Raw genomic sequence first — 16984 nt, forward strand, 5'->3', positions numbered from 1 at the left:
ATGTAGAAAATGACAATGATTAGAGAAAAATTCAAATCATTTATCTTTAAAACATCCATTTTGTCCCTTGGCTGCATGTCATTCATTGCGTGTGCTTCGGCCCAAACGCTGGAGGATGCGATGAAGCAAGCCTACAGCATCAGCCCGTCGTTGAAGGCGGAACGCAATCGCTACAAAGCGACAAATCAGGATGTCTGGACAGCCCGCTCGGCCTTTCTGCCCACCGTGACGGGCAGCTATGTCCTCGAAAACAATGCATTTGACCGTCCACGCTCCGGCACCAGCGATCGCTCGGCGTTTCAGGGGTTTCAGCTCAATGTCAGTCAGACGTTGTTTCAGGGTATGGCGGGGGTCAATCGCCTGAACCAGGCGCACGAACAATCGATCTCCGGACGCAATCAGCTACTCGGAGCCGAACAGACGTTGATGTACAATACTGCCGATGCTTATTTAAGCGTGGTACGGGACCGGGCGATCCTGAACAGCCTGAAAATCTACCGGGGTCTGGTGCAAAAAGAAGTCGACGCCGTGCGGGCCCGGTACAAATCGGGAGACACCACCCGCACCGATATTTCACAAACCATGGCACGCATGTCGGAAGCGCAAGGCAACTATGAGCAGGCTGTAGGCCAGCTTGAGGCGTCGCGCGCGCTGTATGAACGCCTGACAGGACAAAAGCCCAGCCCCCGCATGGGCTGGCCGGGCATCCCCAAGGGCCTGATGCCCAACTCGATGAATGAAGCAATCAAGATCGCCTTCATCAACAATCCGTCCATTCGCACGGCAGTCGCCAACGCCCGGGCGGCTCATTATGCCGCACGTGCCGCTGTCGGCGATGCCTTGCCCGATGTGACACTCGAAAGCTCCTATCAAACCGGCTATCGAGGCAATTTGGGCAATCAGGACGTTGAGGATTTTCGCATTGGCTTGCGTGTGACCGCACCACTGTTTTCAGGCGGACGGGACGTTGCGGCCATTCGCAAAGCCCATTTCTCGGCCAGTCAAGCGGACTACACACTCGATGATGCCCGTCAGAACATTCGTGAAGGCATAACGCGCGCTTACCAGCAGGAAAAAGCAGCGGCACGTCGGGTGCAATCGACCTCGGATGCCATTTCCGCCAACGCCCGCACGGCGAAGGGACTTCAGGTAGAGTATCAAGGCGGTCAACGATCCCTGCTTGACGTTCTTAATGGCCAGCGCGAACTGGTCAACTCCAACATCAGCTATCACAGCGCGCGCTATGACGCCCTGATCGCCCGGTTCTTCTTGCTCGCAACGATGGGGCGACTGGCGCCCCATCACTTTGGTATCATGGAAAAGGTTCCGGTCAGTCCGACCCGTATCATTCCAACATTCAGCACCTGGACACTGCGCATGCCCCCCTCGGAAACGGAAACCTTTCTGGTCTCCCTTCCCGAGAAGAATGCAAAGATCGAGCTCAGAAAGTGATGTGCTCGATCTCGGAAAAGTCGATCCGTCCACCATCGCTCATGTCGATGTGACCGGACGCATCATCCGACAGGTCGATCGAGCCATTGGCGACATCGACGTTGTCAATCGTTCCGCTATCCAGAACAACGGTCCAGTCCGTGCCATACTCACCCACGGCCTGTGTTCCATCATGCAGTTCGATCACATCTGTCCATCCACCGCCGGCACCACCCACGATCGTGTCATGACCGTCGCCAACATTGTAGAGGAACAGATCGGAGCCATCACCACCATACATCGTATCGTCACGGGCCCCACCGACCAGCAAATCGTCTCCGCCCATACCATAAAGCGTATCCGATCCCGACAGGCCATAGATCTGATCGTCTGTCCCGGCACCAACAAGTGTATCATTCCCGCCGATGCTGATATTCGCACCGGTATAAAGAATATCGGTGAGATTATAGTTCGAGTAGACGAGACCAGAAGTCAGGTCGGCCGACAGATGGATCTCATCAAAGACAGCCCCGACATCAATATCAACATCCGTCGGTGTCAGCGCCAGGAGCGAGCCCGAGAACTGGCCCGTCCCGACCAAAACACCATCATCATAAGCATACCAATGTCCAGATTCCGTGCTCGACAGGCCCGACACGGTAATCGTCGCTGACTCCAGATCCTCATGGAAGTTGATAACGCCCCAATCAGAATAGCCATTGGCATGCCGCGCAACAGAGCCCAGCAGACCATTGAACGTGTAGTCAAGCAGATTGCTCACAAGCCCCTCGCCTGACTGATAGGAAAATATATCAACGTCAGCGATTGCATTGAGGTTCAGGATATTGCTGGCATCCAGATTCCCGGAAACACCTGCATAAATTGCTTCCTCCGTCCCGATGATGACGTTCTCGGCCTCGATATTGGCAACCTGAACAATAATGCTTTCGGTATCGGTCAGACCAGTGCTGTCGGTTACAGTTACGTTGACGGTGACACTCGTCTCCGTTTCATAATCAAGTGAAACACCGTCTTTCAGTTTCAACAGGTAGTCGCTGCCATTGCTGACCACTTCGAACCGTGCATCCGAAATGGTAAAGCTTTGCGTGTCATCGACATTCTGGTCTGTGACAGTCAGTGCAACCAGTTCGACGCCCTCCTGATTTTCCGCCACAACGATCGCCGCATCCGCATCTGTCATGCGGACGTTGTCGATCTGGGTGCCTTTCATATTATCGGTACCCAACTCCAGAAAGCCCAAGCGATCGGAGCCATCGCCTGCACCAGCGACGAGATCGAAGGAATAGGTGTTCCAATCAAGACCCTGATCCTGCGGATCAATGGTCGCAACCACAGCACCACCCCAGTAGATCTGAACAATGGAATCGCCCGCGTCGCCGCGGTGACGCAGATCCACCGAGAGAGAGTAGGTTTCCCCACTCGCCAGCCCCTGAACATCCTGGTACGCCCAGCCGTTGGTATGATCATCAGCCAGATCCAGGCGATAATCCCCATCGGTCGTCCCAAGATTGTTGTCCCAGCCACTCGAATGAATATCCGCATGATGGGTGACCCAGGAATTCACATGGGCATCGCCATACCAGATGGCATCACCTGACCCATATTCCTTACCGGACGAGGTAAAGTTTTCGAAGCTGCCATTGCTGACATAATTGTAGTTGCTCAACGACGCCCCGACGACAAGGTCCGGCGCATAGTCCTGCTGCTGAACATTCAACGTGAACGTTTCAGACGATGTGGATCCATCAGACGACGTAGCCGTGACCACCAGGTCAATGGAGCTTTCCGTGTCGAAATCAAACGTCGCGCCATCGGCTGTCGTGACAACACCCGTATTGGGATCAATATCAAAGCGGGCATCATTGACCGAATAGGTCACCGTATCCGACACGTCGCCGTCAGACGCAAACGCCGTCAGACCAACCGCAGTCCCGGCACCATCGTTTTCAACGAAAGTGTTGTCGGTGAAATCCACATCCGTGACAGCACTGACCGAAAACTCTGTGTTGTCGTCGCCAATGCTGATCGTGAACGTCTCAGTGGATGACGACCCATCTGTGGAAGTCGCCGTGACCTCCAGATCGATCGACGGAGTGATCTCTGCATCCAGAACAGTACCATTAGCAACCGTAACGACACCCGTATTCGCATCAATGACAAAGCGGGTATCTGTGATCGAATAACTGACCGTATCCGAGACATCGCCATCCGAGGCAAACGCCGTCACGCCAACCGTTGTGCCAGCGACAGAGTTTTCAAGAACGCTGTTGGCCGCCACATCGACGTCTGTCACCGGAGTGACCGAGAACTCGGTATTGTCATCTCCGATCGCAATGGTGAAGGTCTCGGACGAAGACGATCCATCCGAAGAGGTGGCCGTCACTTCCAGATCAATCGAGGACATGGCCTCGGCGTTCAGCGCCGCACCATTTGCCACCGTCACCACTCCGGTATCGGCATCAATCTGGAAACGGTTGTCCGTGATCGAATAGGTAACAGTATCGGACGCATCCGCATCCGAAGCAAACGCCGTGATTCCCACCACGGTGCCCGCAACAACGCCTTCCTTGACGAAATTGGCTGTCCCGTCCACATCGGCAACCGGAGAGATGGAAAACTCCGTATTGTCATCCGCCAACGTGATGGTGAAAGTTCCGACCGAGGTCGACCCGTCACTCGATGTTGCCGTCACATCAAGATCGATTGTCGGCGTCGTTTCCGCATCCAGCGTCGCACCACTTGCTACCCGAACGACACCCGTATCAGCATCAATGACAAAGCGGCTGTCGGTAATGGAATAAGTGACCGTGTCGGAGGCATCTGCATCGGAGGCAAAAGCCGTCACCCCAACCAGAACACCGGCACCGGCATTCTCAGCCACGATATTCGCCGCCGCATTGACATCAGAGACCGGCCCAACAGAGAATTCACTGGCGTCATCGCCAACCGTCACGGTGAAACTGCGTGTTGTCGTTGAGCCATCGGTTGACGTTGCCGTCACCTGAACACTGATCGTCGGGGTTGTCTCGGCGTCCAGCGTCGCACCGTCCGCCACCGTAATCACACCAGTATCGGCATCAATGTCAAATCGGCTGTCGTTGATCGAGTAACTGACACTATCCGTCAAATCCGCGTCATTGGCAAAGGCGGTGATGCCGACCGTGGTCCCGGCTGCAGAATTCTCGATCACCGTATTGGCGGTCGCATCCGTGTCGGAAATAGGCCCGACCGAGAACTCATTCTCATCACTCAATGTGATGGTGAAGGTCTCGCTCGAGGTCGACCCATCCGTCGACGTCGCCGTCACTTCCAAGGTCAATGGTCGGTGTAGCTTCCGCATTCAAGCCCGCTCCGGCTGCGACCGTCACAACGCCAGTGTTTGCGTCGATCACAAAGCGACTGTCGCTGATCGAATAGGTGACAGTGTCTGTCGCATCGCCATCGGAGGCAAAAGCCGTCACACCAACAAGAGTTCCCGCAGCACTGTTTTCCGCAACAAGATTGGCCGCCGCATCGACGTCGGTCACCGGCGTGACCGAGAACTCGGTGGTGTCATCACCAACCGTGATCGTGAACGTCTCACTCGACGTTGTGCCGTCCGAAGACGTCGCCGTGACTTCCAGGTCAATCGAAGACGTTGTCTCCGCATCCAGTGTCACACCATCAGCCACCGTCACGACACCCGTCGTCGCATCAATGTCGAACCGCGCATCGGTGATCGAGTAGCTGACCGTATCCGTGGCATCGCCATCCGAGGCAAACGCCGTCACGCCAACAGTCGTGCCACCGGCAGAGTTCTCAAGAACCGTGTTCGCAGACGCGTCCGTATCGGAGACAGGCGACAGCGAGAATTCACTGGTGTCATCGCCAACCGTGATCGTGAACGTCTCACTCGATGTTGTACCGTCCGAAGACGTTGCCGTGACTTCAAGATCGATAGACGAGGCCGTCTCCGCATCCAGAGTCACGCCATCAGCCACCGTGACGACACCCGTATTCGGGTCAATGTCGAAGCGGGCATCGGTGATCGAATAGGTCACCGTATCCGTGGCATCGCCATCGAAGGCAAACGCCGTCACACCAACAGTCGTGCCACCAGTAGAGTTTTCAAGAACCGTGTTCGCAGAGGCATCTACATCCGTCACCGGAGTGACCGAGAACTCGGTGGTGTCATCGCCAACCGTGATCGTGAACGTCTCCGATGATGTGGTACCGTCCGAAGACGTTGCCGTCACTTCAAGATCAATCGAAGACGTTGTCTCCGCATCCAGTGTCACACCATCAGCCACCGTCACGACACCCGTCGTCGCATCGATGTCGAACCGCGCATCGGTGATCGAATAGCTGACCGTATCGGCCGTGTCTCCATCCGAGGCAAAGGCCGTCACACCAACAGTTGTGCCACCGGCAGAGTTCTCAAGAACCGTATTAGCAGACGCGTCCGTATCGGAGACAGGCGAGATGGCGCTCTCATTGGCATCATCGCCAATCGTAATCGTGAACGTCTCACTCGACGTTGTACCGTCCGAAGACGTCGCCGTGACTTCAGGTCAATCGAAGACGTTGTCTCCGCATCCAGTGTCACGCCATCAGCCACCGTCACGACACCCGTCGTCGCATCGATGTCGAAGCGGGCATCGGTGATCGAATAGGTCACCGTGTCCGTTGCATCGCCATCCGAGGCAAAGGCCGTCACACCAACAGTCGTACCACCGGCAGAGTTCTCAAGAACCATATTGGCAGACGCATCGACGTCTGTCACCGGAGTGATCGAGAACTCGGTGTTATCGTCGCCAACCGTGATCGTGAAGGTCTCCGACGATGTGGTGCCATCCGTCGACGTCGCCGTGACTTCAAGATCAATAGATGAGGTCGTTTCAGCATCCAGTGTCACGCCATCAGCCACCGTCACGACACCCGTCGTCGCATCAATGTCGAACCGCGCATCGGTGATCGAGTAGCTGACCGTATCCGTGGCATCGCCATCGGAGGCAAAAGCCGTCACACCAACAGTCGTGCCACCAACGGAGTTCTCAAGAACCGTGTTCGCAGACGCATCCACATCGCTTACTGGCGAGATGGCGCTCTCATTGGCATCGTCGCCAACCGTGATCGTGAACGTCTCCGACGATGTGGTGCCATCCGAAGACGTCGCCGTGACTTCAAGATCAATCGAAGACGTTGTCTCCGCATCCAGACTTGTGCCATTTGCCAATTTCACGACGCCCGTATTGGTGTCGATGACGAAGCGGCTATCGGTGATCGAATAAGTCACCGTATCGGACACGTCACTATCCGAAGCAAAAGCCGTTACGCCAACGGTCGTGCCACCGGCAGAGTTCTCAAGAACCGTATTGGCAGAGGCGTCAACGTCGGTCACCGGAGTGACCGAGAACTCGGTGGTGTCATCTGCAATGGTAATCGTAAACGTCTCACTCGACGTTGTGCCATCCGAAGACGTTGCCGTGACTTGCAGGTCAATAGACGAAGTCGTTTCAGCATCCAGTGTCACGCCATCAGCCACCGTCACGACACCTGTCGTCGCATCAATGTCGAAGCGGGCATCCGTAATCGAATATGTCACCGTATCCGTTGCATCACCATCGGACGCAAACGCCGTCACACCAACAGTCGTACCACCAACAGAGTTCTCAAGAACCGTATTGGCAGACGCGTCCGTATCGGAGACAGGCGACAGTGAGAATTCGGTGTTATCATCGCCAATCGTGATCGTGAACGTCTCATTCGACGTTGTGCCATCCGAAGACGTTGCCGTGACTTCCAGGTCAATAGACGAAGTCGTTTCAGCATCCAGTGTCACGCCATCAGCCACCGTCACGACACCTGTCGTCGCATCGATGTCGAACCGCGCATCGGTGATCGAATAGGCCACCGTATCGGACACGTCACTATCCGAAGCAAAAGCCGTTACGCCAACGGTCGTGCCACCAACGGAGTTCTCAAGAACCGTATTGGCAGACGCGTCCGTATCGGAGACAGGCGACAGTGAGAATTCACTGGTGTCATCGCCAACCGTGATCGTGAACGTCTCACTCGACGTTGTACCGTCCGAAGACGTTGCCGTCACTTCAAGGTCAATAGATGGGGTCGTTTCAGCATCCAGTGTCACGCCATCAGCCACCGTCACGACACCTGTCGTCGCATCAATGTCGAAGCGGGCATCGGTGATCGAATAGCTGACCGTATCCGTTGCATCGCCATCGGACGCAAAAGCCGTCACACCAACGGTCGTACCACCAACAGAGTTCTCAAGAACCGTATTGGCAGACGCGTCCGTATCGGAGACAGGCGACAGTGAGAATTCGGTGTTATCATCGCCAATCGTGATCGTGAACGTCTCACTCGACGTTGTGCCATCCGAAGACGTTGCCGTGACTTACAGGTCAATAGACGAAGTCGTTTCAGCATCCAGTGTCACGCCATCAGCCACCGTCACGACACCTGTCGTCGCATCGATGTCGAAGCGGGCATCCGTAATCGAATATGTCACCGTATCCGTTGCATCGCCATCGGACGCAAACGCCGTCACACCAACAGTCGTACCACCAACAGAGTTCTCAAGAACCGTATTGGCAGACGCGTCCGTATCGGAGACAGGCGACAGTGAGAATTCGGTGTTATCATCGCCAATCGTGATCGTGAACGTCTCACTCGACGTTGTGCCATCCGAAGACGTTGCCGTGACTTCCAGGTCAATAGACGAAGTCGTTTCAGCATCCAGTGTCACGCCATCAGCCACCGTCACGACACCTGTCGTCGCATCAATGTCGAAGCGGGCATCCGTAATCGAATATGTCACCGTATCCGTTGCATCACCATCGGACGCAAACGCCGTCACACCAACAGTCGTACCACCAACAGAGTTCTCAAGAACCGTATTGGCAGACGCGTCCGTATCGGAGACAGGCGACAGTGAGAATTCGGTGTTATCATCGCCAATCGTGATCGTGAACGTCTCATTCGACGTTGTGCCATCCGAAGACGTTGCCGTGACTTCCAGGTCAATAGACGAAGTCGTTTCAGCATCCAGTGTCACGCCATCAGCCACCGTCACGACACCTGTCGTCGCATCGATGTCGAACCGCGCATCGGTGATCGAATAGGCCACCGTATCGGACACGTCACTATCCGAAGCAAAAGCCGTTACGCCAACGGTCGTGCCACCAACGGAGTTCTCAAGAACCGTATTGGCAGACGCGTCCGTATCGGAGACAGGCGACAGTGAGAATTCACTGGTGTCATCGCCAACCGTGATCGTGAACGTCTCACTCGACGTTGTACCGTCCGAAGACGTTGCCGTCACTTCCAGGTCAATAGATGGGGTCGTTTCAGCATCCAGTGTCACGCCATCAGCCACCGTCACGACACCCGTCGTCGCATCAATGTCGAAGCGGGCATCGGTGATCGAATAGCTGACCGTATCCGTTGCATCGCCATCGGACGCAAAAGCCGTCACACCAACGGTTGTACCACCGGCAGAGTTCTCAAGAACCGTATTGGCCGCCGCATCGACGTCTGTCACCGGAGTGACCGAGAACTCGGTGTTATCGTCGCCAACCGTGATCGTGAACGTCTCACTCGACGTTGTACCGTCCGAAGACGTTGCCGTCACTTCCAGATCAATCGAAGACGTTGTCTCCGCATCCAGTGTCACGCCATCAGCCACCGTCACGACACCCGTCGTCGCATCAATGTCGAAGCGGGCATCGGTGATCGAATAGGTCACCGTGTCCGTTGCATCGCCATCGGACGCAAACGCCGTCACACCAACAGTCGTACCACCAGCAGAGTTCTCAAGAACCGTGTTCGCAGAGGCGTCCGTATCGGAGACCGCGCCAATGCCGTGCTGGTTCTCGTCCAACACCTGCACCGCGAAAGTGGAAGCAGATGTTGACCCATCTGTCGAGGTCGCCGTGATCACCACGTCAATCGAGGATTCCGTCGTGGAATCAAAACTCGCTCCATCTGCAACACTGACGATGCCGGTGGTCGGGTCAACAACAAACCTCGCATCATCAATGGAATAGCTGACGGTGTCGGTGATATCAGCATCCGTCGCCAGAGCCGTAATTCCGACTTCAGTCCCCGCCGTTGCTGTCTCAGCAATCGAATTCGAAGTCCCATCGACGTCCGTCACCGGAGTGACCGAGAACTCGGTGTTATCGTCGCCAATCGTGATCGTGAATGTCTCCGACGATGTGGTACCGTCCGAAGACGTCGCCGTGACTTCAAGATCAATCGAAGACGTTGTCTCCGCATCCAGTGTCACACCATCCGCCACCGTCACGACACCCGTATTCGGGTCGATGTCGAACCGCGCATCGGTGATCGAGTAGCTGACCGTATCCGTGGCATCGCCATCGGAGGCAAAAGCCGTCACACCAACAGTCGTGCCACCAACGGAGTTCTCAAGAACCGTGTTCGCAGACGCATCCACATCGCTTACTGGCGAGATGGCGCTCTCATTGGCATCGTCGCCAACCGTGATCGTGAACGTCTCCGACGATGTGGTGCCATCCGAAGACGTCGCCGTGACTTCAAGATCAATCGAAGACGTTGTCTCCGCATCCAGACTTGTGCCATTTGCCAATTTCACGACGCCCGTATTGGTGTCGATGACGAAGCGGCTATCGGTGATCGAATAAGTCACCGTATCGGACACGTCACTATCCGAAGCAAAAGCCGTTACGCCAACGGTCGTGCCACCGGCAGAGTTCTCAAGAACCGTATTGGCAGAGGCGTCCGTATCGGAGACAGGCGACAGCGAGAATTCATTCACGTCACCGACCTGAAAGACAAAGGTCTCGGTCGACGTAGAGCCATCAGACGAAGTTGCGGTGACGACCACCGGGATATTGCTCTGGGTCTCTGCATCAAAGACGGCACCATCTGCCACGGTCATGACGCCTGTGTCAGGATCAATATCAAATCGTGGGTCATCGACGGAATACGTCACGGTATCAGCAGGATCAGGGTCGACAGCAAAAGCCGTTACACCCACGACCGTGCCAGCAGAGGCATCCTCGGAAAACCCGTTATCTGTCGCATCCACGTCGCTGACCGCGCCCAGATTGCCTGGTGCCGGATCATCCGGCGCATCAAGTGCAATGTCCACGCCGCCACCAACACCAACGCCCACACTTGAGGGACTGGCGGTCACGCCCGCGGCGTCATTCAACAGGTTGCCGAATGTGAAGGTTGGACTGGCAACCTGAGGTGCATCGCCGCTAGGCACACCGCCATCACCACCAGCCGCGGCGGTCGTCTCCACACCGCCCAGATCAGCTCCCGGAGCCACAGAGGTGTTTTCTGCACCGCCTACATCCGATGGAAGACCATTCCCGTTCTGGTCAAGAGACGCCGGGGTCTCGTTAAAGCTGCCATCCGGCTCGCCTTCAGTGGCAGCATCAAGCCCTTCCGGCTCTTCAGGGACGCTCTGGAAAAGACTGGCCACAGTCGACTCGTGCGATTCACCTGCATCGACATCAACCGAGTAGTCATTTTCGCCCTGAGGCCGGTAGGCGTCATTCATCTGGCCGACAGACCGCGCAACATCCGCGTCGACCGTGGGACCGCCATCATTCTGAGCAGGAGCACTGGCCGGCGCTGCGGTCTGTTGTTGATCAGCAGTCGGGTTCTGTGCGGTTTTGGAATCAACGTCGGTGGTGCTCATAACGTTTCCCTTTCTAGTTACTCCAATAAAAGGGTCACGCAGCCTTAAGATACAATAAAATTCTAAATGCAAACAAAAACATCGTGAATCAATTATTTCAAAACAGATAAACGATATTTTTAGAACCGCATGAACAACATGTGTGCAGCGGAGAACTATTATGCTATACTACATACGTAATTTTATCAATAGTATAACTCTACCAAAACTGAGCTTCTCACGCTCTGGTACGGGAGAGAGGGTCAAGCGACCCGCCCTGCCCTTGCAGGTCTTGCTGACTTCCGTCATCAACACGGTTCTCGGCTTGGCCCTGCCTCTGACAATTTTGCAGGTTTATGACCGAGTATTGCCGAATGGCGCCGTTGATACCTTGCTGATGCTGGTCCTCGGTCTTTGCGGAATCCTGATCCTTGATGGCCTCCTGCGTATTTTGCGCTCTTCCATCGTTGGCTGGCTGGCCGCCTCTTTCACACACAAGGCTCAGACAGAGGCCATTCAGCGGATTCTTTCATCCGGTACGGAAAACACGTCCGCTGCAACTGTCTCCAAGCAGATGGACTGCATCCGCGCCCTGCAATCACTTGGCAATCATTACGCCAGTCCGGCGCGGATGCTGGTGATCGACCTTCCCGCAAGCTTGGTCTTTCTGGCCGTTCTTTTCGTCATCGGCGGTCCGGTCGGCTTCGTTCCCCTGATCTTGCTGCTGCTGTTTGCCCTGAGCACCGCACCGATCAACGCTAAGCTCAACAAGCTGGTAGCGGAGCGATCGATGCAGGAACAGCGCAAGTACGACTTCATCATTGAAATCCTGTCCGGCATGACAACGATCAAATCGCTGGCCCTCGAACCGCTCATCTTGCGCCGCTACGAAAGGCTGCAACGGCAAATCTCGGAGCGCGTATACGACTATCTTGAACTGTCGAACCATGCCCGAAACACTTCGGGGCTTTTCACATCACTCACGACACTCTGCGTCGTCGCAGTCGGTGCGGTTCTGGCCATTCGCGGCAGTATCAGCATTGGCGCTGTTGCGGCCTGCACATTACTTGCGGGACAGGTGGTTCAACCCTTGCTGCGGGGCATCAATCACTGGACCGACATGCAGCGCATCACGCACGATTACTCAGGAAGCTGCGACCCTGTTCACCTTGCCGCCGGACCAATCTGACCCGGACAAGATCATCGACATATCCGGCAGCGTAAATCTGAGAAATATTTCCTATCAGAACAATGTCGCCAGTTCGGCTGTCTCGATCCATAACATCGATCTGTCTATCCCGGCCGGAGCGTCCGTGGTCTTTACCGGCGCGGACGGCAGTGGTCGCAGTACCTTGATCCGCTTGATTGCCGGTGAGATTACCCCGCAATCCGGGCAGATCGACCTGGATGGGTACGACCTGTTTGGACCGGACAGCCGCGCCCTGCGCAAACAGATCGCATATGTCGGCACGGACGCACAGGTCCTTGCCGGAACAATTTTGCAGAACCTGACCCTCTTCGGTATCGGGGCAACGCCTGTAAAGGCCCGTATGGCGGCGGATCTGATCGGACTGGAGCCAGATATTCATCTGCTGCCACGCGGCTATGACACCATGCTGGGTGAAGGCTTAGATGAAAATGTCACCGGCAGCTTCATTCAGCGGATCGCCATTGCCCGCGCGTTGGCGATGGAGCCAAAGATCCTGCTGCTTGATGACGCGAATAGCGTTCTCGATATGCCCGGCGAAACGGCCTTGATCAACGCGCTGAAACTCATCAAAGGGCAATGTACTTTGGTGATTGTCAGTCACCGCCCGTCTTTCCAGGCTATCGGCGACCAGAAATTCAATATCGAAGACGGTCGCTTATCGAAGGTCGAGAAAACGGCAGCGTCGCCTTCCCCTACACCGGGCGGGGCAAATGCGGCGGGTGTCCCAAACGAGACAGCAGAAGAACTTACGAAACCCGTTGCGCCCGAGCCGACCGAGGCTGACCCAACTTCCGGTTCAAAAGTTCCGCCCACACCGCAAAACCGTCCCGAGTGGAAAACAATCTCTGCAAGCGTGTCTTCTTCTCCCCGCGCTGCCCAGACCAAGGCCTCATGATGTCCGAAACACTCCAGAATTCCGAAGCCTCCAGAGCCGGCATCTTCAGCCGAACGGATACGGCCCAGCGCGATCTCGAAACCCGTCTGCATCAGCAGACCAGCGGATCATCTGCCGCCTCATCACCTGCCGAGAACTGCCTTGTACCGGTCTTGCGTGCACTCGGTTGGGATGGATCAGAGCGCCATCTTTTCGAAGCCTTGCCGCATCTGGAAAGCATCGCAACGATCTACGAATTACGCTCGATCCTGTCGCGGCTGAATTATCGAACCCGGCGCAGTCGCAAGCGCGTCAAGGACATTGGCCCCGAGCACTACCCTTGCCTGGTGGCGACAAAGGACGATGTGTTGGTGTGCCTGGAAAGGGAGCAGGGTGGCCTCGTGACTGTGTTCAGCGGCAAGGACAAGACCGTTACGACCATCAAAGCCGGCCACCTCTCCAGTGCCGATCTATTTCTGATTTCCTTTGAGGAAGTTTCACAAACAGCGTCTACGGCAGAGTTTGCCCATTGGTCGTCACGGTTGTCTCGCCAGTTCAGAGGCACATTGCTCGGGATCTTCTTCACCGGATTGCTGGTCAACCTGTTGGCGCTGGCCTTGCCCCTCTTCGTCATGAACATCTATGACAAGGCGATTGCCGCCAAGTCCCTGACCGTTCTTGCCACCTTGCTGATCGGCGCTGCGGCCATCGTCTTTCTGGAGATCCTCGCGCGAAAGACAAAAGGGAAGTTACAGGCCTATTTCGGAACGCGGCTCGACAACGTAATTGCAAACACGACCTTCCGACACTTCCTGCATATGCCAATCTCTCGCACTGTCTCCGCGCCCATCGGCGCACAGCTCAACCGGCTGCGGCAATTCGAAGGTGTACGAGACATTTTTCAGGGCAGTCTGGCCAATTCACTGGTGGATCTACCCTTCTCAACCATCTTCATTCTGGCTCTTGCAATCATCGGCGGGCCGCTCGCGCTTATTCCAGCCGGACTGCTGGTGATTTACACCATTCTAGCGGTGGTGATGGTGCCACGTGTGCGCCAGACGATCAACATTGCCGGTGAAGCCAAATCGCGGATGCAGAACCTGATGGTCGAAACCCTGAGCAAGCATCAGGACATCCACTCCTTGAGCGCAGACCGCATCTGGCTGGAGCGCTATCGCACCATGTCGGCAGATTTTGTGCTGAAAAACCTCAAGACGCAGCAATTTTCGACCGCCGTGCAGGTCACATCGCAAACGCTGATGACGATCTGTGGCATCTGTGTACTCGGCTTCGGGGCCATGCAGGTGATGGAAGGCACACTCAGTCCCGGTGCCCTGATTGCCGTCATGGCCCTGTCCCAGCGGGCACTGAACCCCATGCACCAGACCTTTGTCAGCCTGATTCAGATCGGCTATGGCCCAGCAAACCCTGCAACGCATCAACCGGCTCTTCCGGGTAGAACTGGAGCGCGAACCTTAGCCATCTGCCCAGCCTGCAAAGGATGTTGCGGGGGGATGTGCGGATGACAGGCGCGGTGCTGCGTTATCCCGGACGACAGGAACCCGCCTTGCGAAACGTCACATTCAACATTGGGCGCGGCGAAGTTCTGGCGATCACAGGACCAAGCGGCTCTGGAAAGTCCACGGTCTTGCGCGCAATTCTAGGACTGTACGAACCTCAAATGGGCGCCGTTCTCATCGACCGGCTCGACATTCGCCAGCTTGATCCGGGCGAACTGCGCAGTTTCATCGGCTACGCGCCAGAACGCTTTGACTTCTTCTACGGCACGATTGCGCAGAACATGCGCATGGTTGATCCAAAAGCCAAGGATGAAGATCTACAGGAGCTCTTCCGCAATTTCGGCCTGCATAACTATGAGGAACTTCTGCCGGAAGGCATTCAAACTCGACTGACTGGCAATCTTCTCGCACGGCTTCCGGACAACCTGAAGCAACGCATCGTCCTGGCCCGCGCCTTTACACGCCCCGCACCGATCTACCTGCTCGACAACCCGGCCGGAAACCTTGATTTCGAAGGTGACAAGCTCCTGATGCAACAGATCAACCGTGTGCGTGGCAAGTCCACAGTCATCATGACCACCTATCGCCCGAGCCATATGCGCATGGCGGATCAGGTGGCTCGGATGCAACTTGGCGTCCTCTCACATTTTGGCCCGCCAAACGAAGTTCTCGATGCTGTTCTTGCCGCATAAGACTTACCGCCAATTTATCATGTAAATAATGCCATTGTTAATTATTCAAATTAATTTTGCCAGAAATAAAATAAGTAAAACATCTTCTTCACTTTTATTATCTACCATCAACGTCAGTTTTAAAACAACCAGATAGTAGTCTTATGGCCGACGATAAAGATCCACTTCGCAAAGCTGTCTATGGCCGCGCCAGTCTTCCGCTCGATCTTGAGGACGGGATTCCACCGAAGGTCTACACCCGCCTGCTGATGGGGCTCGGCTGCGTGGCGGCTTTTCTTCTGGTCTGGGCCTCCTTCGGAGAAGTTCGGGAAGTTGCCGAGACAAAGGGCGAGATCACGCCAGCCGGACAGATCCTGACAATCGAGCACCTGGAAGGCGGTATTGTCGACACCCTGTTGGTCAGGGAAGGCGATATGGTAACGGCAGGGCAAGAGATCGCCCGACTAAAACGATCCGACACCACAGCGGAACTCGACCGGATCGACAACCGGCTTGACTATCTCACCCGCGAAGAACAACGCCTGCGCGCGCAAGGATACAACAACGATAACAATGGCGCAGGTCTGCGTCTGACGACCTCGACGACACGCGATCTCAGCTCCCAGCAACAGGATGCACTGGATGCCAATCGAATGGCGTTGTCGAACCAGCAGGACGGCCTTGCGGCGCGCGTCTCACAAAGAGAGGCCGAGGTCAAAAGCCTGGAGGGCCAATACGCGCTTCAGCAATCTCAGGTGGAATTGCAGAAGGAACAATTCGACATTCAATCCGATCTGCTGAATCAGGGCTACACATCCAAACGGCGCTACCTCGATGCAAAGGCGCAATACCAGACCACGAAGGTGACTCTGGCCGAAGTAGAGGGCAACCTCGCTCAGGCGCGACAAACACTTGCAGAAGCGAAGTCGGATTACATGCAGGCCGGCGCGGAGGTCAACCGGACAGTTGCCGACGAACGCGCCAAGGTGGCGCAGGAATTTGATGAACTGACCCGCGAGAAGACGAAACTGCAAGACCGCCAGAACCGTCTCAAGGTGGTATCGCCCGTTGATGGCTATATTCAATCGCTTGATCAAGCCGGCCCGGGCGCAGTCGTCAATCCGGGGGACCTGATCGCCGAAATTGTTCCAAGAGATCTTGATCTGGTGGCAGAAGTTCGGGTTGACCCGAAAGATATTGGTCACATCGAGGTCGGCTATCCCGCAGACATCACCATCACCAGCTATGACACCAACATTCAGGGCACCATATCGGGCAAGGTGAAAACCATTTCAGCGTCAAGTTTCAAGGATGAACAAGGGCAGTATTACTTCAAGGCTATTATCTCTTTGCCAAGCCACACGGTTGGCGAAGGCAAAAACCAACGCCCCATTCTGCCGGGCATGCAGGTCAACGCGCAGATTGTGACAGGTTCAAAATCAATCATGCTTTACCTGCTTCATCCGGTCACCCGCGCCATGAACAAGATCTTCACCGAGCGATAAAACATTGATCCAGAGCGCACAAAGGGCCCGGAGATATCCGGGCCCTTTGTTATGTCTCACCTCGCGGAAGACCTGCCGA

The 16984-nt window shown here is 55.6% G+C and carries 10 protein-coding genes; 6 read left to right on the plus strand and 4 right to left on the minus strand.

Annotation, left to right across the window (positions count from 1 at the left end):
- Positions 1–15 precede the first annotated feature (15 nt).
- Positions 16–1452 (plus strand): TolC family outer membrane protein, encoded by a 1437-nt coding sequence (locus tag AC0L7U_RS07700; protein ID WP_473695075.1) that lies wholly within the window; start codon positions 16–18, stop codon positions 1450–1452.
- Here the strand turns inward: AC0L7U_RS07700 and AC0L7U_RS07705 are convergent.
- The 4 genes from AC0L7U_RS07705 to AC0L7U_RS07720 form a co-directional block, all read right to left on the minus strand.
- The gene (locus tag AC0L7U_RS07705; RefSeq protein ID WP_473695077.1) at positions 1442–4792 is read right to left on the minus strand and encodes a beta strand repeat-containing protein; all 3351 of its coding nucleotides are present in this window, start codon (positions 4790–4792) and stop codon (positions 1442–1444) included. The two genes, AC0L7U_RS07700 and AC0L7U_RS07705, sit on opposite strands and share 11 nt — an antisense overlap.
- Positions 4698–5840, minus strand: a complete 1143-nt coding sequence (locus AC0L7U_RS07710; RefSeq protein ID WP_473695078.1) for a cadherin repeat domain-containing protein — start codon at positions 5838–5840, stop codon at positions 4698–4700. The genes AC0L7U_RS07705 and AC0L7U_RS07710 overlap by 95 nt, the downstream gene beginning before the upstream one ends.
- Complete coding sequence (locus tag AC0L7U_RS07715; RefSeq protein ID WP_473695080.1) at positions 5837–7693, minus strand: beta strand repeat-containing protein; 1857 nt, start codon at positions 7691–7693, stop codon at positions 5837–5839. Before AC0L7U_RS07715 ends, AC0L7U_RS07710 begins: the two co-directional genes overlap by 4 nt.
- 156 nt (positions 7694–7849) lie before the next feature.
- Positions 7850–11146, minus strand: a complete 3297-nt coding sequence (locus AC0L7U_RS07720) for a beta strand repeat-containing protein (protein ID WP_473695081.1) — start codon at positions 11144–11146, stop codon at positions 7850–7852.
- Positions 11147–11417: 271 nt separating this feature from the next.
- Here AC0L7U_RS07720 and AC0L7U_RS07725 point away from each other — a divergent pair, with 271 nt between their 5' ends.
- From AC0L7U_RS07725 to AC0L7U_RS07745, 5 genes are all read left to right on the plus strand, one after another.
- Positions 11418–12314 (plus strand): ABC transporter transmembrane domain-containing protein, encoded by an 897-nt coding sequence (locus AC0L7U_RS07725; protein WP_473695083.1) that lies wholly within the window; start codon positions 11418–11420, stop codon positions 12312–12314.
- Complete coding sequence (locus tag AC0L7U_RS07730) at positions 12295–13230, plus strand: ATP-binding cassette domain-containing protein (RefSeq protein WP_473695085.1); 936 nt, start codon at positions 12295–12297, stop codon at positions 13228–13230. The genes AC0L7U_RS07725 and AC0L7U_RS07730 overlap by 20 nt, the downstream gene beginning before the upstream one ends.
- Positions 13227–14735 carry an ABC transporter transmembrane domain-containing protein gene (locus AC0L7U_RS07735; protein ID WP_473695087.1) on the plus strand — a complete coding sequence of 503 codons (1509 nt, stop codon included), beginning with the start codon at positions 13227–13229 and terminating at the stop codon, positions 14733–14735. Before AC0L7U_RS07730 ends, AC0L7U_RS07735 begins: the two co-directional genes overlap by 4 nt.
- On the plus strand, positions 14732–15421 hold the full coding sequence (locus tag AC0L7U_RS07740) for an ATP-binding cassette domain-containing protein (protein ID WP_473695089.1): 690 nt from the start codon (positions 14732–14734) through the stop codon (positions 15419–15421). The genes AC0L7U_RS07735 and AC0L7U_RS07740 overlap by 4 nt, the downstream gene beginning before the upstream one ends.
- A gap of 143 nt (positions 15422–15564) precedes the next feature.
- On the plus strand, positions 15565–16905 hold the full coding sequence (locus AC0L7U_RS07745) for an HlyD family type I secretion periplasmic adaptor subunit (RefSeq protein WP_473695091.1): 1341 nt from the start codon (positions 15565–15567) through the stop codon (positions 16903–16905).
- The last annotated feature ends 79 nt before the right edge of the window (positions 16906–16984 follow it).

Source organism: Roseibium sp. 10G30-5 (assembly GCF_055809635.1).

Bases quoted from the DNA above. Each gene is read 5' to 3' on its own strand.
- AC0L7U_RS07720 (WP_473695081.1), bottom strand. From the start codon at position 11,146: ATGAGCACCACCGACGTTGATTCCAAAACCGCACAGAACCCGACTGCT.
- AC0L7U_RS07705 (WP_473695077.1), bottom strand. From the start codon at position 4,792: ATGCGGAAGCTACACCGACCATTGACCTTGGAAGTGACGGCGACGTCG.
- AC0L7U_RS07745 (WP_473695091.1), top strand. From the start codon at position 15,565: ATGGCCGACGATAAAGATCCACTTCGCAAAGCTGTCTATGGCCGCGCC.
- AC0L7U_RS07740 (WP_473695089.1), top strand. From the start codon at position 14,732: ATGACAGGCGCGGTGCTGCGTTATCCCGGACGACAGGAACCCGCCTTG.
- AC0L7U_RS07735 (WP_473695087.1), top strand. From the start codon at position 13,227: ATGATGTCCGAAACACTCCAGAATTCCGAAGCCTCCAGAGCCGGCATC.
- AC0L7U_RS07700 (WP_473695075.1), top strand. From the start codon at position 16: ATGATTAGAGAAAAATTCAAATCATTTATCTTTAAAACATCCATTTTG.